Origin of the sequence: Nocardia sp. NPDC050718, from assembly GCF_040654235.1 — a bacterium.
Lineage (GTDB): Bacteria > Actinomycetota > Actinomycetes > Mycobacteriales > Mycobacteriaceae > Nocardia.
On sequence record NZ_JBFAHQ010000004.1, the window covers coordinates 757,057 to 777,375 of the forward strand.

Genomic DNA, 20,319 nt, shown 5'->3' on the forward strand with positions numbered 1-20,319 from the left:
TTCGCCTGCGTCAATTGCTGACGGGCCGGTCGCCGAAGAAGAATTCCTCGGCGTTGTTGTAGAGGTAGTTGTCCACCACGTCCTCGGGCAGATCCAGCGCCAGCGCCTCGGGCACCACGCGGCGCATGGCCAGCACCGGCCAGTCCGAGCCGAAGATCACCTTGTTCTTGCCCCGCGTCCGCATGAAGTGGATCAGGCTGTCCGGCAAGCGTTTCGGTGACCACGCCGAGGTCATCAAGCGCAGATTCTCGTACTTGATGAGCAGCCGGATGGCGGTGTCCCACCAGGGATCGGCGCCGTGGATCATGCACAGCCGCAATTCCGGAAACTGGTAGCAGACCCGATCGAGATAGATCGGGTTCTGCACTTCACCAGGGATCGGCGGGCCGGGAAGGCCGGTGTTCATGCACAGCGGCAGGCCCATTTCCGCGCATTTGTAGTAGAGCGGGTAATACACGGCGTCGGTGGGCGGATATCGGCCGTCGCCCCAGAAGCTGGCGCCGGTGGTCGTATAGCTGACGGGCAGATCGCGCACGAGTGCCGACAGTTCCCGTAGCGACGGGACCGGGTGCAGCAGGTCGACCCCGTTGACCGCCAGGGAGAACCGGTCCGGTCGCTGTTCGACGAATTTCAGCGCGGTCGTCGACGGCGTGACCATCGAGTACATCAGCACGGCCTTCTCGACGCCTTGTTCGTCCATCTCACCGAGCAGGGCGTCGAGGTCGACCGGGGCGTACATCGAGCTGCCGCCCTTGAAGTAGTCGTCGCGGACCTTGAGCATCCAGGGCGGTTGCGCCCGTTCGCCGAAGTGCACATTGACCAGGCAGTCGTTGACCTTGCGTTCGCTCATGCTCCGATTCCTTCCGCGGTTTCCTCGACCGCCCGCTGCATGGCCCACCGATAGTCCGGCTTGCCGTTGCCGAGCCGCCGGATCTCCTCGACGAAGATCACCGCTTTGGGGACCTTGAATCCGGCCAGGCGCGAGCGGCACAGCTCGCGCAACGCCGCCGCGACGTCGTCGCCCGGGGTGTCCGTGCACGCCAGCGCGACCACTTCGTTTCCCCAGGTGGCACTGGGTCGTCCGACGACCAGCGCGTCGCGGATGTGCGGGTGGGCGCGCAGGACCTCCTCGACTTCCTCGACGAACACCTTCTCGCCACCGGTGTTCACGACCAGGGCGTCGCGCCCGAGCAGTCGCAGGGTTCCGTCGGCGTCGACGGTGGCCCGGTCGCCGGGCACCGCCGTGCGCACGCCAGCGATCTCGGGGAAGGTGCGTTCGGTGGCCTCGCGGTCCTGGAAGTAGCCCAGCGGCACCCGGCCGGTCCGGGCCGCCCAGCCGACCTCGGTCTCCCCCGGCGTCAGGAAACGGGTGCGGTCGTGCGACACCGCGGTGCCACCGGGCATCGGGGCGAAGGTGTCGACCTCGTTGCCGCGGGTGCTGCGGCCGAAGCCCATTCCCCCGGTTTCGGAGGATCCGTAGCCTTCGACGATGTAGGCGTGCGGCAGCAGCTCGAGCAGGTCGTGCCGGTGCACCGGGTTCGTCGCCGCGCCGCCGGTGCCGATCGCCAGCAGAGCCGACAGATCGTAGTCGCCGGCGCGCAACGCGCGGACCAGTGGTCCGGCGTAGGCGTCGCCGACGATGGTCATGAGCGCGGCCCGCTCGGTCTCGGCGATCCGCAGGGCGTTCGCGGCGTCGAAGCGCTCGCGATCGTCGTAGAGCACCACGGTCTGCCCGGCCAGCAGGCCCGCGAACGAGGTCCAGATGCCGGCCGCGTGCGACAGTGGCGATACCGCGAACCACACGTGCCCGGTCATCCGCGCCAGCTCGTGCAGTCCGTCCGGTGAGTCGTGATCGGCGCCGTTCATGGACGAGACGTACATGTCGCCCTGCCGCCAGAGCACACCCTTGGGCCTGCCGGTGGTGCCGCCGGTGCACAGCATGACCAGGTCGTCGGGCGAGGTGTCGATCACCGGTTCCGGACGCCCGACGTTCACCGCGTTCTCGTATCCGGTCACGCCGGCGAGCTCCGGGATCCGGCTGCCGTCCTCGACCGAGACCAGCAGATCGACACCTTCGGGCATCGCCTCGGCGACGACGGGGCCGAACGAGCGGTGGTAGACGATGCCGCGGGGCCGCAGGTAGGCCAGCAGGTCGCGGATCTCGTGGACGGTGTAGTGGTGGTTGATATTGACCGGCACCACCCGGGCTTTCAGGCAGCCGAGCATCACGTCGAGGTACTGGTCGTTGCGCAGGACGAGCGCGATGCGGTCCTGGCCGCACTCCCACCGGTCGAGCTCGGTCCGTTCGGTGTGCACGCCGAATCCCCGGCCCGCGAGGAAGTTCGCGAATCGGCGGGTACGCAGCGCCGTGTCGCCGAAGCTACGGCGCCGTTCGCCGCAGACCGTGGCCGTGCGGTCGGGTACCGCCGCGGCGATCTCGTCGAAGACCGCGCTGATCGTCCACTCGCTCACCGCGGCACTCCGCTGTCGGCGTCACCGGATACGGCGGTGTCGTCCAGCGCAGCTCCGGGCGATCGCCCGTCGAAGGTGAGGGCGGCGAGCGGCTCGTAGTACTGGTTGCCGACGTCGATCGCCGAACAGCTGAGCGCGGTCATCAACATCCTCTCGTGTCGCGGGGTCGCTTCGACATGTGGCCACCGGTGTCGATCCACCGCGTCCCGGTGGCCGCACGACGTACCGCAGCTCGAATAGATATGACTACTGTATACGTAACAGTAGGGTTGAAAGCAAGGAATTCGGCCGCAATACCGAACACTCTCCAGCAGGAACGGTATCGTTTACAGTATCGGCGACAGTATTTGTGACGTCGATGATCGGAAGGCGGTACGCCGGTGGCAGGCGAAGACGAGGACACCACGGGCAGGGTCGAGGTCACCCGCGACGGGCCGGTACTGCGCCTGACGCTGCGTCGACGCACCCGGCGTAATGCCCTGTCCCCCGGCATGATCGACACCTTGACCACGGCGCTGACCGGCGCCGCCACCGACGAGCGGTTGCGCGTCGTCCACCTCGCCGGAGCGGGCGAGCACTTCTGCGCCGGTGTCGACTGGGTCTCGACCAACGACGCCGGACGGAGGCCACCTGCCGGCGACCTGGTCCGCCGCATCCCCCACACCGCCCACCGGGTGATCGAACTCCTCCACGCCTGCCACCTGCCCGTGGTGTGCACCGTGCGCGGATGGGCGGCCGGGCTCGGGTGCAATCTGGCCCTCGCCGCCGACTTCACCCTCGCCGATACCGACGCGGTGTTCTGGGAACCCTTCCTGCCGCGCGGGTTCAGCCCCGATTCGGGCGCCACCTGGCTGCTGCCCCGGCTCGTCGGCCTCGCCCGGGCGAAACGCATGCTGCTGCTCGGGGAGAAGGTGTCCGCCACCGAGGCCGCGGACTGGGGGCTGATCCACGCCACCACCGTCCCGGCCGACCTCGACACCGCCACCGCCGAGTTGCTCGACCGGCTGGCGAACGGGCCGACGGTCGCGCTGGGCCTGGCCAAGCAGGCCGTCCACCGCAACCTCGGCACCGGGCTCGCCGAGGCCATGGACAACGAGCTCTACGCGCTCGAACTCGCCTGCCGTACCACGGATTTCAAGGAAGGTCTGGCCGCGTTCCGGCAGCGCCGCGCCCCGGACTTCCAGGGCCGCTGACCCGGCCGACCCCCACGTCCCCGCCCGACACAACGAAGAAGGTCCGATGAAAACCAAAGGCGCACTGATCCGCGACCGGCACGAGGCGTGGTCGATCGAGGACATCGAGATCGGCGACCCGCGAGCCGGTGAGGTCAAGATCCGGATGGAGACGGCCGGATTGTGCGACGCCGACCACCATCTGGCGACCGGAGACCTCGACCTGGCCGGTTTCCCCGTCCTGGGCGGCCACGAAGGCGCGGGCGTCGTCGTCGAGATCGGCGAGGGCGTCGATGATCTGCGGGTGGGTGATCACGTGGCGATGTCGTTCGTGCCCTCCTGCGGCGTCTGCCCGCCGTGCCGGGCCGGACTGTGCAATCTGTGCGACCTAGGCGCGGGCCTGCTCGGCGGCGCCGCCGTCGCCGACGGCAGTTTCCGGGTCACCGCCGGTGGTCGCGATGTCTATCCGATGGCCCTGGTGGGCGCGTTCGCGCCCTATGCCGTCGTGCATCGCGCCTCGGTGGTCAAGATCGACCCCTCGATCCCGTTCGAGATCGCCTGTCTCGTCGGCTGCGGCATCACCACCGGCTACGGATCGGCCGTGCACACCGCACGGATCCAGCCCGGTGACGATGTCGCCATCGTCGGCCTGGCGGGGGCGGGGGCGTCCACGCTGCAAGGCGCGGTGCTGTCGGGCGCGGGCCGGGTGTTCGTCGTCGATCCGGTCGCCTGGAAGCGCGCGCAGGCCGAGAAGCTCGGCGCCACCGCGGTCTTCCAGGATCTCGCGACCGCCACCACGGCGATCGCCGATGCGACCGCGGGACGCATGTGCCACAAGGTGATCGCGTCGATGAGCCGCCGCGACGGCCACGATCTGGAGGCGTGGCTGAACCTGACCGCCCGAACGGGTACCTGTGTCCTCACCGCCATGGGTCCCACCATGGCCGGCGAGGCCGCCCTCACGTTGTCGATGCGCGCCCTGCTGCAGAAGAACATCCAGGCCACCCTGTTCGGCGGCGGCAACCCGCACGAGGACATCCTCGAGGTGCTCGCGCTGCACAAACTCGGCGACCTGGACCTCGACGCGGCGGGCACCAAGGAGTACCGGCTCGACCAGATCAACGAGGCGTACGGGGAGATCCACCGCACCCCCGGACTGCGCGGCATCATCCGGTTCACCGAGTCCGATCGCTGAACCATCGACGAAGGGGGCCGGGCAGCCGCCCGACCCCCTTCGTCGTCACCCGGTTCAGGGCAGGATGACCGTGCGCCCGACCGGCTGCGCCGCCGCCTGCCGGGCGTAGATGCCACGTTGCAGCGACCGCAGCAAGGTGTTGCGCGTCTCCTCCGGCCGGATGAGCTCGTCGAAGCCCATGTGCTCGGCCGAGTGATACGACGCCGTCAACTCCATCTCGCGCAGTTCGGCGGCGAGCTCCTCCTCCGCGTGCGAGGCGTTGCTCAGCGCGGCCGCGCTCATCGCTCCCATCGTCGCTCCGGGGTAGGCGAAGGTGCCCGCCTGGCCGTCGAATCCGATCAGCGACATCACCATCGAGCCGAATCCGTAGGCCTTGCGCAACGTCACGTGCAGTTTCAGCGTGGTCGCGGCGGTCTGCGCGACGAACATCCGTGCGCCGCTGCGCAACACGCCTTCCCGTTCGGACTCGCTGCCCGGCAACATGCCCGGGTTGTCGGCGAGGAAGATGATCGGCAGATGGAAGGAGTCGGCGACCATGATGAAGTGCGCCGCCTTGTCCGCGGCGTCGGCATCGATCGATCCGGCCAGCACCTGCGGCTGATTGGCGACGACGGCGACCGGGTGACCGCCCAGATGCGCCAGCGCGCAGATGACGGCGGTGCCGTGACCGGGCTGGACCTCGAACCAGTCGGTGTCGTCGAAGACCACGTCGAGCACGGCCCGCATGTCGTAGGAGTTGCGGTTGTCCCGGGAGACGATGCGCAGCAGTTCCGGTGTCGCCCTGGGTTCGGTCGACGCGTCGGCCAGGTAGACCGGCGGGTAGGACCACGCGCTCGGCGGGAAGTACGACAGATAGCGGCGGATCTCCTCGAGGACCTCCTCGTCGGTCTCGCAGACGTTGTGGACGACCCCGCTGGGAATCGCGACGTCCGGGCCGCCCAGATCCTCCTTCGAGACGTCCTCACCGGTCGACATCTTCACCACCGGCGGTCCCGCGGTGAAGATCGCGCCCTGCTTGCTCATGATCGCGAAGTCGGCCACGGGCGCGATCAGCGCGCCGTGGCCTGCCGAGGGGCCGAGGACCGCGGTGACCACCGGCACTTTGCCCGAACACTGGGCTTGGGCCAGCAGATCGGTCGGCGTGCGGCCGTAGTGGTCGCCGGTGGGCCGGAAACCGGCGCCTTCGAGCAACATCACCAGCGGCACCCGGTCACGCACCGCCAGTTCGGCCAGCCGGTAGCGCTTGGCATTGCTGCCGGGGGCGATGGTGCCCGCGAGGGTGGTGAAGTCCTCGGCGCCGACCATGACCGGGATGCCGTTGATCAGCCCCGAGCCCGCCACGATCGCGTCGGCGGCGACCGCACCGCCGACCAGGGTGCCGAATTCCTGGAAGGTGCCCGGGTCGAGCAGGTGCTCGATCCGGGCCCGCGCGTCGAGTTTGCCCTTGCCGCGATGTTTGGCGACACGCTCGGGGCCACCCATCTCGAGCACGCGGGTGCGCCGCCGCTCGAGATCGTCGAGGGTCTCGTCCCAGGTATCGGCATGGTTCATTTCGGGCCTGTCTTCTGTGTTGAGCGTGCCGCAGCCGGCACGCGGGGCAGGGAACGGATCGGCCGGGGCCTGGTCAATCGAGGGTGAAACGGATCGGCAGGCGCTTGAGGCCGCCGACGAATGTCGTCGCGGTGAGCTCGGGTTCACCCGCGAGCTCCACCGACGTCAGTCTCGGCAGCAATTCGTTGAAGAAGCTGCTGATCTCCATCCGCGCGAGCGCCGCACCCAGACAGAAATGCACCCCGTACCCGAAGGCGACGTGCTTGTTGGGTTCGCGGCCGACATCGAACCGGAACGGGTCGTCGAACACGTCCTCGTCGCGGTTGGCCGACACATACGACAGCAGCAGCGAATCACCCGCCGGAATCGTGACCCCGTTGATCACCGAGTCCTCGGCCGCGGTGCGCATGAAGGCCTTGACCGGCGTCACCCAGCGGATGATCTCCTCGGTGGCCTTGGGCATGAGCCCGAGGTCACCGCGGAGGCGGTCGAGCTGATCGGGGTTCTCGATGAGCGCGCGCAGGCCGCCGGAGATGCTGCTGCTGGTGGTGTCGTGTCCCGCGGTCGCGATGATCGCGTAGTACGACACGATGTCCACGTCCGAGAGCGGCTCGCCGTCGATCGTCGCGTTCGCGATGGTGGAGGCCAGGTCGTCGGTCGGGTGCGCGCGGCGCGATTCGGTGAGTTTCTGGAAGTAGGCGAACATCTCGATGAGCGCGTTCGTGGTCTCGTCCGCCGGGGTCGACCGCGTCAGCTCGGCGTCGTCGTTGCCCATGAGCTCCTGGGTCAGCTTCAGCATGAGGGGGAAATCCGATTCGGGTACCCCGAGCAGCGACATGATCACATACAGCGGGAAGTTCACCGCGACCTCGCCGACGAAATCGCACTCGCCGCCGGTGTCGCGCATCCGGTCGACGTAGCGCACCGCGAGTTCCTCGATCCGCAGCTTCATCGCGCGCATCGCCTTGGGCGCGAACCAGTCCGCGGCGATCGCGCGCACGACCCGGTGCTGTGGGTCGTCCATGTGGATCAGGGTCTTGATGCCGACCGCGGCCTGCATCTCGTCCGACTGCGCGGTCATCAGCACGGGGCGCGGCCAGTTCGTGAACCGCTTGTCGGCACGTTCGACCGCCATGATGTCGGCGTGCTTGGTGAGTGCCCAGAACGGCTTGTAGCCGGGCACCTCCACGCGCGCCACCGGATTTCCGGCCCGCAGCGCCGACAGCGCGGCGTGCAGCCTCTTCTCATCGGTGTAGACCGTGGGATCCGCGAGGACGTTCGCGGCTTCGTCGACGACCGGCATGCTCATCAGCACCCTTTCGGATTCTCGGCGCGCCCGCCCGGTCCGGGTGGCGTCGCCCGGCGCCGGTGAGCGCGTTGTCCAGGACACAACAGTGATTTATAGTTGGGCTTACTGTCAAGCATTCGGTAAATACTTCCGTCGCATCTACGAAGGGGTAGAGTTGATGAGTTCCCAGCAGCGCAGGATCGTCGTGGTCGGTGCCGGATCGGGCATCGGGGCCGCCGCCGCGACCCACTTCCACGACCGTGGCGACCATGTCCTCGCGGTCGATCTGCGCCCCGGCGACACCCCGGCGGCCCGACGGGAGATCTGCGATCTGCGCGACGCGGCGGCCATCACCGACCTGCTCGGCCGGATCGGCGACGGCTGGGACGCCCTGGCTTTCGTCGCAGGCGTCCCCGGCACCGCACCCACCGACGACGTCCTCGCCGTGAACTATCTCGGCATGCGGCTGTTCACCACCGGCATGCTGCCGCTGCTGCGCCAGGGCGGCGCGATCGCCACCGTCGCCTCGGTGGCGGCGCTCGGCTGGCAGCAGCGCATCGACGACCTCGCCGGGCTCCTCGCCGCCACCGACATCGCGGCCGTGCGGGATTGGCAGGGGACCCAGGACCCGGCCTACCCCGTCTACAGCACGTCCAAGCAGGCCGCGATCATCTTCGCCAAGCGCCTGGCACCGTCGGCGTGGCAGAAGTACGGGGTGCGGGTCAACACCGTCAGCCCCGGCCCGACCGATACCCCGATCCTGACCGACTTCGAGGCGTCGATGGGCAAGGAAGGTCTCGACGCCGTGAAGGCCACGATCGGGCGGCACGCCACGGTCGCCGACATCGTGCCGGTGATCGACTTCCTCACCGGCCCCGGCTCGCGGTGGATCAACGGCCAGGACGTGCACGTCGACGGCGGTTTCGTCGCGCCGATGACGGTCGGACCGGCCGTCCAGCTCTGATCCCAGGACGCAGGCACCGGTCCCGGTCACATTGCCCGGACCAGTGCCGACTCATATACTGTATGCCTTACAGTAAATACGTCCACTCCGCCGTTCGGCGTGACGAAGTCAGAGGTGATCCGTGAACAGTCCCGTCGAGGACCCAGCAGCGACGGTCGCAGAGGTGCCCGATCCCCACGACCCCTACCCGTTCTTCGCGGCACGCAGGCGCGCGGGAGGTGTGTTCCACGGGACGGTGATGGACTACTCCCGAACCCCCGCGGAACTGCGCCCCACCAACACCTTCGCCGCCGTGTCCTGGTCCGCGGTGAACCAGGCGCTGCGCAACGGATCGGTGTTCAGCACCCAGCTCTACGACGCCACCATCGGGGTGTTCATGGGGCCGACGATCCTGGCGATGAACGGCCTGACCCACAAGGCGCACCGCAACCTGGTCTCGGCCGCGTTCAAACCGCAGTCGCTGGTGACGTGGGAGCCCGAGATCGTGCGCCCGATCTGCGACAAGCTGATCGACGAGTTCATCGCGGAGGGCCGCGCGGACCTGGTGCGCGACTTCACCTTCGAGTTCCCCACCCGCGTGATCGCCCGGCTGCTCGGCCTGCCGGAGGAAGACCTGCCGTTCTTCCGGGAAGCCGCGGTGGCGATCATCAGCTACGCGGGCAACGTGCCCCGCGCATTGCAGGCCTCCAAGGACCTGAAGGAGTACTTTCTCGAACGCATCGAGCTCCGGCGGTCCGCGCCCGCCGACGACATCATCAGCAATCTGGTCACCGCGGAGATCGACGGCGAGAAGCTGTCCGATCGCGCGATCTATTCCTTCCTGCGGCTGCTGCTGCCCGCCGGGCTCGAGACCACCTACCGGTCCTCGGGCAATCTGCTCTTCCAGCTGCTGACCCATCCCGACCAGTTCGCGGCGATCCAGCACAACCACGGTCTGCTACCGCAGGCGATCGAGGAGGGACTGCGGTTCGAGACACCGCTGACGCTGGTGCAGCGCTATGTCACCGAGGACACCGAACTCGACGGTGTCGCCATCCCGGCGGGCGCGGTGCTGGACCTGTGCCTCGGATCGGCCAACCGCGACGAATCCCGCTGGGAGCGGTCGGAGGAGTTCGACATCTTCCGGCCCCGCCTGCCGCACATCAGCTTCACCGCCGGCGCCCACACCTGTCTCGGACTGCACCTGGCGCGCATGGAAACCCGGGTCGCGATGGAGGCGCTGCTGCGCAGGCTGACCGGGATCGCCCTGCTACCCGACGGTGATCCGCACATCTTCGGCCAGCCCTTCCGCTCGCCGACCGCACTGCCGGTGCGCTTCGATGTCGTCTGATCCGCGACTCCACCACCGTTTCCGAGTTCGAGGAGCCCTGTGAACACCAGCACCCTGTTCGACCTGACCGGCCGTGCGGCACTCGTCACCGGAGCGGGTGGCGGGATCGGCGCCGCCGTCGCCGGCGCGCTGGCCGCGCAGGGCGCGACCGTCGTGGTCACCGATATCGACGGTGGCGCCGCCGAAGCCACAGCGGACAAGATCGTCGCCGACGGCGGCCGGGCCACCGCGACGGCGCTGGATGTCCGGGACCGGGCCGCCGCCGACGCCGCGGCCGCACTCGCGGCACGGGCCGGTGGCGGCACGCTCAACATCGTGGTGAACAACGCCGGGATCACCGAGCCCGCGATGTTCGGTGCCACTACCGAGGAGTCGGTGCTGCGGATGCTCGACATCCACCTGCTCGGCGCGTTCCGCTGCACCCAGGCGGCGCTGCCGTATCTCCCGGCCGACGGGACGGGGCGCATCATCAACGTGACGTCGTCGGCGGGCCTGGTCGGCACACTCGGGCAGGTGAACTACTCGGCCGCCAAATCCGGCATTGTCGGCATGACCAAGTCGCTGGCGAAAGAGCTCGCGCGCAAGCAGATCACCGTCAACGCGCTGGCCCCGGCCGCGGCGACGCCGATGACCGAGACGATTCGCACCGATCCCCGGTTCGCCGAGCAGATGCTCAGCCGCATTCCGATGCGGCGCTGGGCCGAACCACAGGAGGTGGCGGGCGCTTTCGTCTTCCTGGCCTCCGACGCCGCCTCGTTCGTCACCGGCCAGATCCTGGCGGTCGACGGCGGCTTGGTCATGTGACCTCGAAACCGACAGAGGCCGGTGCCAACGGAGTTCCGGCACCGGCCTCGTCGTGGTACCTCGACTAGCCGAGATCGGGTTCGGGGACGTGGAAGTGCGCGTCGCGCAGACGGAATGCTTCCTTCGTGCCGTGCTCGGCGCGGGTCTTGACGAAGTTGAACTCGCCAGGGGCGAACTGCAGGTTGGTACCGAAGGCGTGGAAGAAGTAACTGGCGACCTCCTCCCCCTGATACGCCTGGCTCTGCTCGACCATCCGGAACGCCTCCTTGGCGATGACCACGCCGTCGGCGGGCATCTTCGCCGCCTTCTCCGCCCAGTAGCGAGCCCGCGCGGTCACCGCGGCGGGATCACAGGTCTCGGTGAACACCCCGAGATGCTCCACACTCGCCGCCTCGACGATGTCCCCGGTCAACAGCAGACGGCGGGCCAGCACCGGGCCCAGCCGGTGGAAGAACATGTGCAGGCTGCCCAGCGCCGGGCCGAGGAACCGGGCAGCGGGCATGCCGATCCGGGTGTCGCGGGCGATCACCGAGATGTCGGTCATCAGGGCCATCTCGAACCCGCCGCCGAGCGCGTACCCGCTGATCTCGCCGACGGTGACCTTCGGAAAGCCCATGAACTCGTGGTAGAAGCCGAAGGACTTGCGGTCCACGGTCAGCCGCCTGCGCTGACTGGGCCTGCGCGGTGCCGTGCGCGCACCGTTCGTGGCGGCGCGCTCGCCGTACCAGCCGTAGGCGTTGTTCATATCCGCGCCGGTGCTGAACACCTGCTCCGCGCCGCGCAGCAGCACCACGGTGATGTCGTCGTCGTCGGCCACCCGGTCCAGGCAGCGGGCGATGTCGTCACGCATCGCGGCGTCGTAGGAGTTGCGCTGGGCCGGGTTGTTCAGGGTGATGGTGGCGATCCGGCGGTCCGGATCGAGCTCGTAGAGCACACGGCCGTCGGTGGCAGGGGACACGGTCATCGGCTATCTCTTCCTGGGTTCATGGGGTAGTCGGCAACGGCCGTCAGGGACGGCTGGTTCGGGGCCCGAATCGCGCCGTGGGCAAGCCGTCGACGGGCACGGCGACGGTGCGCACGACCGCCGAGCACAGCAGCTGCCCGTCGCGCAGGATGCGGGCGGTCGATTCGATCCCGCGGTCGCTCAGCACGCGCGCGATGTCGAAGTCGAGTTCGGTGTGGATCGGGGTCGGTCTGCGATAGGTGACCTCCATCGATCGGGTCTTGCCCGCCACCCCGGACGCACAGCTGTGATGCTGGACCACGGCGTCGAAGAAGACACCGAGAAAGCCGCCGTGCACGAGACCGGGCGGCCCCTCGTGCACGAGGGGAAAGGTGATGCGGCCCCGTGCTGTCGCGGTGTCGAGGTGGTCGAAGACGTACTCGGGGAAGCAGGGATTGAACGCGCCGATGTCGAAGGCGTGGTTCAGGTACACCCGGCGGTCCGTGGAGTCGCCGGCGAATCGCGGCGCCGGATCGGGCGGCACCGCGGCGGCGAGTTCGCGTTCCCAGCCCGACAACTCGGACAGCATCGCGTCGACGGCCGGGTGCGGGTGCTCGAGCGCGAGCAGCAGGCCGACGACGCGGCGCACGGCCGCCGCGGCGGCGACGGTCTGGGCCAGGGGTTCGGCACCGAAGCGGCCCGTCGGCGCACTGTCGGTGCGCGCCGTGTCCGGTGGCACGGTGGCGGGCTCGGCCATCGCAGCTCTTTTCTTCTCGGGGCATCGCGGCCACTCTGGCGGAGGGCCGACGGTATTGTCTACTGTACATGCAACAGTATGTTTCACTACCCCCGTCTCCAGGAGGCAAGCATGCCGTTCGACACCATCGGCTACGAGGTCGACGGGCACACGGCCACCATCACGCTCGACCGCCCGCACGCCCTCAACGCGCTGAGCCCGCACATGATCACCGAACTGCGGGACGCCTACGACGAGGCCGAGCACGACGACAAGGTGTGGCTGCTGATCGTCACCGGGACCGGCCGCGCGTTCTGCACGGGCGCCGATGTCACCGAGATCCCGGGCGACGGCAAGGTGGTCAGCGAACGGCCCTACCTGTCGACCTACGAGCAGTGGGAGGCCCCGCAGGAGGGCACGCCGCCGTTTCGCACGATGACCAAGCCGATCATCGTCGCGGTCAACGGATTGTGCTGCGGGGCGGGGCTGGACTGGGTGACCACCGGCGACATCGTCATCGCCTCGGATCGGGCGACCTTCTTCGATCCGCACGTCAGCATCGGGCTGGTCGCCGGGCGCGAGGTGGTCCGTCTGGCCAGGGTGCTGCCCCGGACGGTCGCGCTGCGGATGGCGCTGATGGGCAAACACGAGCGGATGAGCGCCCAGCGGGCCTACGAACTCGGCATGATCACCGAGGTGGTCGAGCACGACCGTCTGCTCGAACGCGCGCGCGAGATCGCCGAGATCGTCAATTCGAATGCGCCCCTGGCTGTTCGCGGCACGCGACTGGCCATCCTCAAGGGCCTGGACGTGCCGCTGCACGAGGCCGAGATGCTCGCGGAATCCTTCCGGGAGCGGGTCACCCGCACCGAGGACGCCCTCGAGGGTCCGCAGGCCTTCGTCGAGAAGCGCGACCCGATCTGGCAGTGCCGATGAGCACCCCCTATCGCACCGTGCTCTTCGAGGTCGACGAACGCGACCGGGTCGCGACGGTGACGCTCAACCGCCCCGACCGGCTCAACGCCTTCGACCGCACCCTGTGCGAGGAGATGCGCGAGGTCTGGCACCGGATCCGCCTGGACGACTCGGTGAACGCCGTCGTGCTGCGCGCGGCCGGTACGCGCGCCTTCTCCGCCGGCCTCGACATCAAGGTGCCCTACGGCCAGCCGAACGGGATCTGGCACCACGAGGACCCCGGCGAGGCGCTGAGCCCGAAATGGCAGAAGATGTGGAAGCCGGTGGTGTGCGCCGTGCAGGGGATGTGCACCGCGGGCGCGTTCTACTTCGTCAACGAATCCGATGTGGTGATCTGCTCCGAGGAAGCCACCTTCTTCGACTCCCACGTCTCGGCGGGCCTGGTGTGCGCGCTGGAGCCGATCGGGCTCATGCGCCGTGTCGGCCTCGGCGAGACGCTGCGCATCGCCCTGATGGGCAATGACGAGCGGATCTGCGCCGACACCGCGCTGCGAATCGGTCTGGTGTCGGAAATCGTTGCCCGCGAACAGCTCTGGGACCGAGCGCATGCGATCGCCGCAGGCATCGCAGCCAAACCGCCGACCGCCACCCAGGGCACGGTGCGCGCGATCTGGGAATCCCTGGACAAGCCGTACCGGGCCGCGATGGAGCACGGACTCGTCTACACCCGCCTGGGCAATCCGATCGCCAAGGCGGAACTGGCGGCCGCCCGCGAGCGCGGGCCCGCCGCCCCGATCGAACCGAGGATCCGCTGATGACCCAGTCGCCCGACCACCCGCTGAGCACCCGGATCGGGCAGATCCTCGACCTCGCACCCGACGCCAGGGCGATCGAGTTCGACGGAACCTGGTTCACCTGGGGCCGACTCGCCGCCGCGGCACACCGCACCGCCTGCGCCGTACCACGGGCACAGCCGGTGGGCATCCTGCTGCGCAACCGCCCCGAACACGTGGCCGCGTTCCTCGGTGTCCTGCTCGCGGGAGGCACGGTGGTCGTGATCAACCCCGCCCGCGGTGACGACCGCATCCGCGACGACATCATCGCCTTGGACCTGCCGCTGGTGATCGGCAACACCGACGATCTCACCGCCCTGGTCGATCCCGGCGCCACGACGCTGGCCGTGGACGGCTTGGACGGGCGGCCGGGGCGAGTTCAGGCGAAACCCGTTGCGTCGGTGCCGGACCCGGTGACCGCGGTCCGCATGCTGACCAGCGGCACGACCGGCCCACCCAAGCGCGTCGACCTGACCTACGACATGTTGTGGCGCAGCGTGCTTGGGGCCGACCCCGATCGCCATCCGGTACCCACCGCGCCACGCGCCGGTGTCGCGATCGTCAATGCCCCGCTGGTGCACATCGGCGGCGTGTTCCGGATCCTGCAATGTGTGCTCACCGCACGGCCGTTCGTCTTCCTGCCCCGTTTCGAGCTGGACCGCTGGGCCGCGGTCGTGCGCGAACACCGGCCCGGCGCGGTCTCGCTGGTGCCCGCCGCGTTGCGGATGGTGCTGCACTCCGATCTCACCGCAGATGATCTCGCCGGTGTCCGGGCGGTCACCTCCGGCACCGCTCCCCTGTCGGCCGCCGACGCCGACGCCTTCCAGGAGAAGTTCGGCATCCCGGTCCTGACCTCGTATGCCGCCACCGAATTCGGCGGCGGGGTCGCGGGCTGGACGCTGGCCGACCATCGGCAGTTCTGGCAGGCCAAACGCGGCAGCGTCGGACGGGCCAGCGGTGGCGCCCTGCTGCGGGTGGTCGCCGACGACGGCACCGAACTCAGCACCGACCGCCAAGGGCTGCTCGAGGTGATACCCGGTCAGCTGGGGCCGGGGACGGACTGGATCCGTACCACCGACCTCGCCCGCATCGACGCCGACGGCTTCCTGTGGATCCTGGGACGTGCCGATCAGGCCATCATCCGCGGCGGATTCAAGATCATGCCCGACGAGGTGCGCGCGGCCATCGAGGCGCATCCGGCGGTGCGCGGCGCGGCCGTCGTCGCCCGCCCCGATCATCGCCTCGGCGAGACCCCGGTCGCGATGGTCGAATTGCGCCCCGATCGCCGGACCGAGATCACCGACCTGCTCGACCATCTGCGAACCCGGTTGGCCCGCTATGAGATTCCCACCGATATCGCGCTGGTCGACGCCATCCCCCGTACCCCGTCGGGCAAGCCGGATCTGTTCGCGGTCCGCGCGCATTTCGCCGGTACCGGCACCGGCCAGGAGTGAACGCCATGATGACAACCCTTCGACACATCAGCGGGCTGCTCGACCACATCGGCTTCCGCAAGAGCACCGACAGCCAGGGCACACCGAACTGGGAACTGCCCGTCGCGCCCCATGTGGTCAACACCTCCGGGGGCCTGCAGGGCGGCCTGATCGCCACCCTGGTCGACATCGCCGCGGGCACGGTCGCGCTCGAGCACCGGCCGCCGAACGCCGGCGTGGTCACCTCGGACCTGAACGTGCGCTACTTCCGTCCGGTCACCGACGGCGCGGCACGCACGCGGTGCACGGTCGTGCACGCGGGTAAGCGCTCGATCGTCGTGCAGGTCGAGGTATACGGCGGGCCCGACGACAGCCTCGCGGCATTGGCCACCGTCAACTTCGCGACCGTCGACTTCGCCACCGACCGCACCGCCGTCGCGAGCGACTGACCGATGGATACCGCACGGGCATCCGCGATCGAACGCAGCTGCGCGGTGACCGCGGTGGCCTTCTCCGAACGCCGGCGCACCGACGCGCGTCTGATGACCGGCGAGCACCGGGAATTCGGTCTGAGCACGGGGCGTCGTATCGTGCACGTCCCGTACCCGCCGATCGATCCCGACTGGACTCGCACGACCCTGACCTGTGGTGTCGCACTGCAGTGCGCGCCATCCAAGGACCGCATCGCCGAGTACGCGCTGCACGAGCTGTCGCCGCGGCAACGGGCGGCGCTGTCCTTGGTCGAAGGCGGTGTCGCCGCCGCCTGGGTCGGTGCCCGCCTGCCGGGCCTGCTCCCCGAATTGCGCAGGGCGCTGGCCGATCTCGAGCTCCACGAGGACGATCTCGACGGTGGCCGGATGCTCGATCGGGCGCTCGCACTGGCCAGGACCCGGCAGGTCCTCGCGACGTACCCGTTGCTCGGCGCGCTGCCGTCGGGTGCGGCCGGACGCGGCGCCCTGGCCTCGGCCGTGCGCCGGGTGTACGCCCGGATGCCGTGGACCTCGGCGCGCAGCGACTCCTACCGCCCGCTGACCGTCCCGGTCGGCGGGGACGGCGGTGCGCGCAACGCGAACCTGCCGCCGCCGAGCCGACCGGAGGACGACGACATCGAGGTCAGGGCCGACCAGCGCGCCGGGATCCCCTACCCGGAGTGGAACCGCTGGACCGGCGCCTTCCTGCCCGACCATGTCGCCGTGCTGGAACGCAAGCTGCCCACCCGCGATACCCCGGTCACCGCCGTCTCCGGCGATGTGCGGCGCTGGTTCGAACACCACACCCACCGCGCGATGCGTTCCGGGCTCGAGGACGGATCCGATATCGACATCGACCGCTACGTCGCCTATGTCGTCGACGCGGGCACCGGCCGGGCACCGCAGCCGCGAGTGTTCCGGGAGCTGGCGCCCCTGTCCCGCGATGTCAGCACCGCCCTGCTGCTGGACGGCAGTTCCTCGCTCGGAGTGCACGGCGGGCAGGTCTTCCGGCTCGAACTCGACTGCGCGGACGCCCTGTCGCGGGCGATGACCATGGCCGGGGAACGGCACGGCATCTTCGTGTTCACCGGCAACACCCGGCACCGGGTGCAGGTGGACTGCCTCAAGGATTTCCGGGACCCGCATTTCGTCGACCCGGGCAGCCTCGGGTTGGTCACCGGCGGCTACACCCGGCTCGGCGCGCCCCTGCGTCACCTGACCGCCCGGCTGGTCGATCAGCCGTCCCAGCGCAAGTTGCTGATCGTCATCGGCGACGGACTGATGTCGGACGAAGGCTACGAAGGCCGCTACGCCTGGGCCGATGTCGCCCATGCCGTGGAGGAAGCCGAGGACGCCGGGGTCAGGGTCTTCTATCTCGGGGTCGGCCCGACCCGGGTCGACCCGCTGCCGGAGGTCTTCGGGCCGAGGCGATCCCGCCGCATCGGGCGGGTCGACGAATTGCCCAGAGCGCTCGCCCAGATCCATCGAGAGTTGGTAGCCGAATGAACACAGACCCCTACTTCGCCGCCGGTATCGAGGTGCCCCTGTTCGAGGGTGCGCATCGCCAGCGACTGCCGGTGATGCTCACCGGGCCCACCGGGTGCGGCAAGACCCGTTTCGTCGAACACATGGGCAGGCTGCTCGGCAGGCCGGTCGTGACGATCAGCTGCCACGACGACCTCACCAGCTCGGACCTGGTCGGCCGGTTCATGGTCACCGGCGGCGACGTCCGCTGGACCGACGGTCCACTCACCCGGGCCGTGAAGTCCGGGGCGATCTGCTACCTGGACGAGGTGGTCGAGGCCCGGCACGACTCCCTCGCGGTCCTGCACGCGCTCACCGACCACCGCCGCACGCTGTTCCTGGATCGCGCCGACGAAGTCGTGGCCGCACCCGATCCGTTCATGCTCGTCTGCTCCTACAACCCCGCCTACCGCAGTTCGCTCAAGGAACTCAAACCCTCGTTCCGGCAACGGTTCGTCACCGTCGCCATGGACTACCTGCCGCCGGAGCGCGAAGCCGAGTTGCTGGTGGCCGAGACCGCGGTGGATCCGGCGGTGGCCCGGCGACTCGTCGGCTGCGCGGTCGCCATCCGCAAGGCCGACGGCGCCTTCCATTTCGAACCGCCCTCGACCCGGGTCCTCGTGGCGGCGGCGCGGCTCGTCGCGGCCGGGATCGGCGAGCTCGACGCGGTGCACGCCTGCGTGCTCGCGCCGCTGAGCAGTGACGGCGCGATCCACGACGGCCTGCGTGAGATCGCGGCGGCGACCCTGGCGGAGGTGCGCGTGGCCACCTGAGCACGCCGGCATCCGGCGGGTCAGGACGGCGTCGGCACGGGCGGCCGGTAGAACAGCGCGAGCTGGCCGGCGCCCGCCGCCAGGCCCAGCCCGGCGGCGATGCCGAAACCCACCCAGCCGTCGACGTTTTCGCTGCCGAACAGCAGACCGTCGACGCTCAGCCGGCCAGGGCCGATCGTCGCTACGCCGATCGCGGCCAGCGCGAGCACCAGGTTGTACTCCCAGCCGTTGCCGACGATGAAGAAGCCGTGCGCGCGATGCACCGTCCACGCGGCCACCAGCATCAGGGCGACGAACCCGGCCGCCGCGAACGGCGTCGCGATGCCCAGTGCCAGCGCGAGTCCCGCACCGACCTCGGCTCCCGCGGCCAGGCGCGCGTGTACCGCGCCGGGGCGCATCCCGATGCTGTCGAACCAGCGGGCCGTGCCCGCGATCCGCCCGCCGGTGAAGATCTTGCCGTAGCCGTGCGCGGCCATGGTCAGCCCGAGGCACACCCGCAGGATGAGTACCCCCGCGTCGATCGCTGTCATCGTCGTTCCCTCTTCTCCGTTCCGGTTATCGATAGTATTACAGTAAACACGAACACAACGTTCGGCCAGCCACGGCGACTGCCGTGCCCGAGGAAGGCTTCGCCATGACCAGCACGACCACCGACCAGGTCACCGACGAGGATTTTCACCAGATCCTCGCCCAGACAAAAGAGTTCGTCCGCACCGTCGTGGTCCCGCGAGAGTCCGAGATCGCCGCGCAGGACCGGATCCCGGACGAGATCGTGGCGCAGGCCAAGGCGATGGGCCTCTACGGATACGCCATCCCGCAGCAGTGGGGCGGGCTCGGCCTGCATCTGGCCCAGGACGTCGAGCTGGCCATGGAACTCGGCTACACCACCCTGGCCCTGCGGTCGCTGTTCGGCACCAGCAACGGCATCGCCGGGCAGGTCCTGGTGGGGTTCGGCACCGAGGAGCAGAAGGCCCGCTGGCTCGAGCCCATCGCCACCGGCGCCGTGGTCGCTTCGTTCGCGCTGACCGAATCCGGTGCCGGATCCGATCCCGCGTCGCTGCGCACCACCGCGACCGCCACGGGCGGGGACTGGATCATCAACGGCGAGAAGCGATTCATCACCAACGCGCCGGTGGCCGATCTGTTCGTCGTCTTCGCCCGCACCCGGCAGGCCGACAGTTCGGGGCCCGGGATCTCGGTGTTCCTGGTGCCGGCGAGCACGCCGGGCGTCACGGTCGGGCCCAAGGACCGCAAGATGGGTCAGGAGGGGGCGTGGACCGCCGAGGTGAGTTTCCGGGACGTGCGGGTCGGCGCGGACGCCCTCGTCGGCGGCCAGGAGGACGTCGGCTATCGGGCCGCCATGAGTTCCCTGGCACGCGGGCGCGTCCACATCGCGGCGCTGGCCGTCGGGACCGCGCAGCGCGCGCTCGACGAATCGGTCGCCTACGCCGCCACGGCCACCCAGGGCGGCACCCCGATCGGGCGCTTCCAGCTGGTACAGGCGCACCTGGCCGACATGCAGACCGGCGTCATGGCCGGGCGGGCCCTGGTGCGCGCGGCCGCGCAGTCCTGGGTCACCGGCGAGGACCGGCGCCTCGCGCCATCGGTGGCCAAGCTCTACTGCACCGAAATGGCCGGTCGCGTCGCCGATTCCGCGGTGCAGGTGCACGGTGGGACCGGATACATGCGGGGTGTGGCGGTGGAACGGATCTACCGGGACGTGCGCCTGCTGCGGCTCTACGAGGGCACCAGTGAGATCCAGCGGCTCATCATCGGCGGCGCGCTGGTGCGCGCGGCCGAACCCACCGGCAGGTGACACGGACCCGGGTGGGGGGGGTGGCTCGCCGTGCGGCCCCCCCCCGGGGGGGGGGGGCGGGGCGCCCGCGGCGAGTTGAGGGGGCCCGCGCTAATAACCC

At 69.4% G+C, this 20,319-nt stretch carries 20 protein-coding genes; 12 read left to right on the forward strand and 8 right to left on the reverse strand.

From position 1 onward, the window contains the following. Positions 1–10: 10 nt before the first annotated feature. The 3 genes from AB0H54_RS22505 to AB0H54_RS22515 are packed head-to-tail and all read right to left on the reverse strand — an operon-like array spanning position 11 to position 2,615. Positions 11–850, reverse strand: coding sequence for an amidohydrolase family protein (locus AB0H54_RS22505; RefSeq protein ID WP_357347486.1), 840 nt, complete (start codon positions 848–850; stop codon positions 11–13). Beyond that, a complete protein-coding gene (locus AB0H54_RS22510) occupies positions 847–2,472 on the reverse strand; it encodes an AMP-binding protein (RefSeq protein ID WP_357347488.1) in 1,626 nt (541 codons plus the stop codon). Before AB0H54_RS22510 ends, AB0H54_RS22505 begins: the two co-directional genes overlap by 4 nt. Continuing rightward, positions 2,469–2,615: a hypothetical protein gene (locus AB0H54_RS22515; protein WP_357347490.1), complete on the reverse strand. Its 147-nt coding sequence runs from the start codon at positions 2,613–2,615 to the stop codon at positions 2,469–2,471. The genes AB0H54_RS22510 and AB0H54_RS22515 overlap by 4 nt, the downstream gene beginning before the upstream one ends. A gap of 237 nt (positions 2,616–2,852) precedes the next feature. Between AB0H54_RS22515 and AB0H54_RS22520 the strand changes: the two genes are divergently transcribed. Together AB0H54_RS22520 and AB0H54_RS22525 are read left to right on the forward strand one after the other, a co-directional pair. Then, positions 2,853–3,665 carry an enoyl-CoA hydratase-related protein gene (locus tag AB0H54_RS22520; protein ID WP_357347492.1) on the forward strand — a complete coding sequence of 271 codons (813 nt, stop codon included), beginning with the start codon at positions 2,853–2,855 and terminating at the stop codon, positions 3,663–3,665. Between the two features lie 46 nt (positions 3,666–3,711). Continuing rightward, a complete protein-coding gene (locus AB0H54_RS22525; protein WP_357347494.1) occupies positions 3,712–4,839 on the forward strand; it encodes an NDMA-dependent alcohol dehydrogenase in 1,128 nt (375 codons plus the stop codon). Between the two features lie 54 nt (positions 4,840–4,893). Here the strand turns inward: AB0H54_RS22525 and AB0H54_RS22530 are convergent, their stop codons facing one another. Together AB0H54_RS22530 and AB0H54_RS22535 are read right to left on the reverse strand one after the other, a co-directional pair. Then, complete coding sequence (locus tag AB0H54_RS22530) at positions 4,894–6,390, reverse strand: carboxyl transferase domain-containing protein (RefSeq protein ID WP_357347496.1); 1,497 nt, start codon at positions 6,388–6,390, stop codon at positions 4,894–4,896. A gap of 73 nt (positions 6,391–6,463) precedes the next feature. Next, complete coding sequence (locus AB0H54_RS22535) at positions 6,464–7,699, reverse strand: cytochrome P450 (RefSeq protein ID WP_357347498.1); 1,236 nt, start codon at positions 7,697–7,699, stop codon at positions 6,464–6,466. A 157-nt stretch (positions 7,700–7,856) separates the two neighbouring features. On the opposite strand from AB0H54_RS22535, the gene AB0H54_RS22540 reads away from it, so the two are divergent. The 3 genes from AB0H54_RS22540 (at position 7,857) to AB0H54_RS22550 (ending at position 10,776) form a co-directional block, all read left to right on the forward strand. Further along, the gene (locus AB0H54_RS22540) at positions 7,857–8,642 is read left to right on the forward strand and encodes an SDR family oxidoreductase (protein ID WP_357347500.1); all 786 of its coding nucleotides are present in this window, start codon (positions 7,857–7,859) and stop codon (positions 8,640–8,642) included. Positions 8,643–8,763: 121 nt separating this feature from the next. Next, positions 8,764–9,972: a cytochrome P450 gene (locus tag AB0H54_RS22545; RefSeq protein WP_357347502.1), complete on the forward strand. Its 1,209-nt coding sequence runs from the start codon at positions 8,764–8,766 to the stop codon at positions 9,970–9,972. Between the two features lie 39 nt (positions 9,973–10,011). After that, positions 10,012–10,776 carry an SDR family NAD(P)-dependent oxidoreductase gene (locus AB0H54_RS22550; protein WP_357347504.1) on the forward strand — a complete coding sequence of 255 codons (765 nt, stop codon included), beginning with the start codon at positions 10,012–10,014 and terminating at the stop codon, positions 10,774–10,776. 64 nt (positions 10,777–10,840) lie between these two features. Here the strand turns inward: AB0H54_RS22550 and AB0H54_RS22555 are convergent, their stop codons facing one another. Both AB0H54_RS22555 and AB0H54_RS22560 read right to left on the reverse strand, forming a co-directional pair. Further along, a complete protein-coding gene (locus tag AB0H54_RS22555) occupies positions 10,841–11,740 on the reverse strand; it encodes an enoyl-CoA hydratase/isomerase family protein (RefSeq protein ID WP_357347506.1) in 900 nt (299 codons plus the stop codon). Between the two features lie 43 nt (positions 11,741–11,783). Continuing rightward, positions 11,784–12,476: a hypothetical protein gene (locus AB0H54_RS22560; protein WP_357347508.1), complete on the reverse strand. Its 693-nt coding sequence runs from the start codon at positions 12,474–12,476 to the stop codon at positions 11,784–11,786. A gap of 111 nt (positions 12,477–12,587) precedes the next feature. Between AB0H54_RS22560 and AB0H54_RS22565 the strand changes: the two genes are divergently transcribed. The 6 genes from AB0H54_RS22565 to AB0H54_RS22590 are packed head-to-tail and all read left to right on the forward strand — an operon-like array spanning position 12,588 to position 18,403. Continuing rightward, positions 12,588–13,391, forward strand: a complete 804-nt coding sequence (locus tag AB0H54_RS22565) for an enoyl-CoA hydratase-related protein (RefSeq protein ID WP_357347510.1) — start codon at positions 12,588–12,590, stop codon at positions 13,389–13,391. Continuing rightward, complete coding sequence (locus AB0H54_RS22570) at positions 13,382–14,185, forward strand: enoyl-CoA hydratase/isomerase family protein (protein WP_357347512.1); 804 nt, start codon at positions 13,382–13,384, stop codon at positions 14,183–14,185. The genes AB0H54_RS22565 and AB0H54_RS22570 overlap by 10 nt, the downstream gene beginning before the upstream one ends. Next, positions 14,185–15,657: an AMP-binding protein gene (locus AB0H54_RS22575; RefSeq protein ID WP_357347514.1), complete on the forward strand. Its 1,473-nt coding sequence runs from the start codon at positions 14,185–14,187 to the stop codon at positions 15,655–15,657. Before AB0H54_RS22570 ends, AB0H54_RS22575 begins: the two co-directional genes overlap by 1 nt. An 8-nt stretch (positions 15,658–15,665) precedes the next feature. Next, positions 15,666–16,085, forward strand: coding sequence for a PaaI family thioesterase (locus tag AB0H54_RS22580; protein ID WP_357347516.1), 420 nt, complete (start codon positions 15,666–15,668; stop codon positions 16,083–16,085). 3 nt (positions 16,086–16,088) lie between these two features. After that, the gene (locus AB0H54_RS22585) at positions 16,089–17,612 is read left to right on the forward strand and encodes a MorD protein (RefSeq protein ID WP_357347518.1); all 1,524 of its coding nucleotides are present in this window, start codon (positions 16,089–16,091) and stop codon (positions 17,610–17,612) included. Beyond that, positions 17,609–18,403 carry an AAA family ATPase gene (locus AB0H54_RS22590; RefSeq protein WP_357347520.1) on the forward strand — a complete coding sequence of 265 codons (795 nt, stop codon included), beginning with the start codon at positions 17,609–17,611 and terminating at the stop codon, positions 18,401–18,403. The genes AB0H54_RS22585 and AB0H54_RS22590 overlap by 4 nt, the downstream gene beginning before the upstream one ends. 20 nt (positions 18,404–18,423) lie before the next feature. Here the strand turns inward: AB0H54_RS22590 and AB0H54_RS22595 are convergent, their stop codons facing one another. Continuing rightward, positions 18,424–18,933, reverse strand: a complete 510-nt coding sequence (locus AB0H54_RS22595; RefSeq protein ID WP_357347522.1) for a DoxX family protein — start codon at positions 18,931–18,933, stop codon at positions 18,424–18,426. Between the two features lie 104 nt (positions 18,934–19,037). Here AB0H54_RS22595 and AB0H54_RS22600 point away from each other — a divergent pair, with 104 nt between their 5' ends. After that, the gene (locus AB0H54_RS22600) at positions 19,038–20,219 is read left to right on the forward strand and encodes an acyl-CoA dehydrogenase family protein (RefSeq protein ID WP_357347524.1); all 1,182 of its coding nucleotides are present in this window, start codon (positions 19,038–19,040) and stop codon (positions 20,217–20,219) included. Positions 20,220–20,319: the final 100 nt, after the last annotated feature.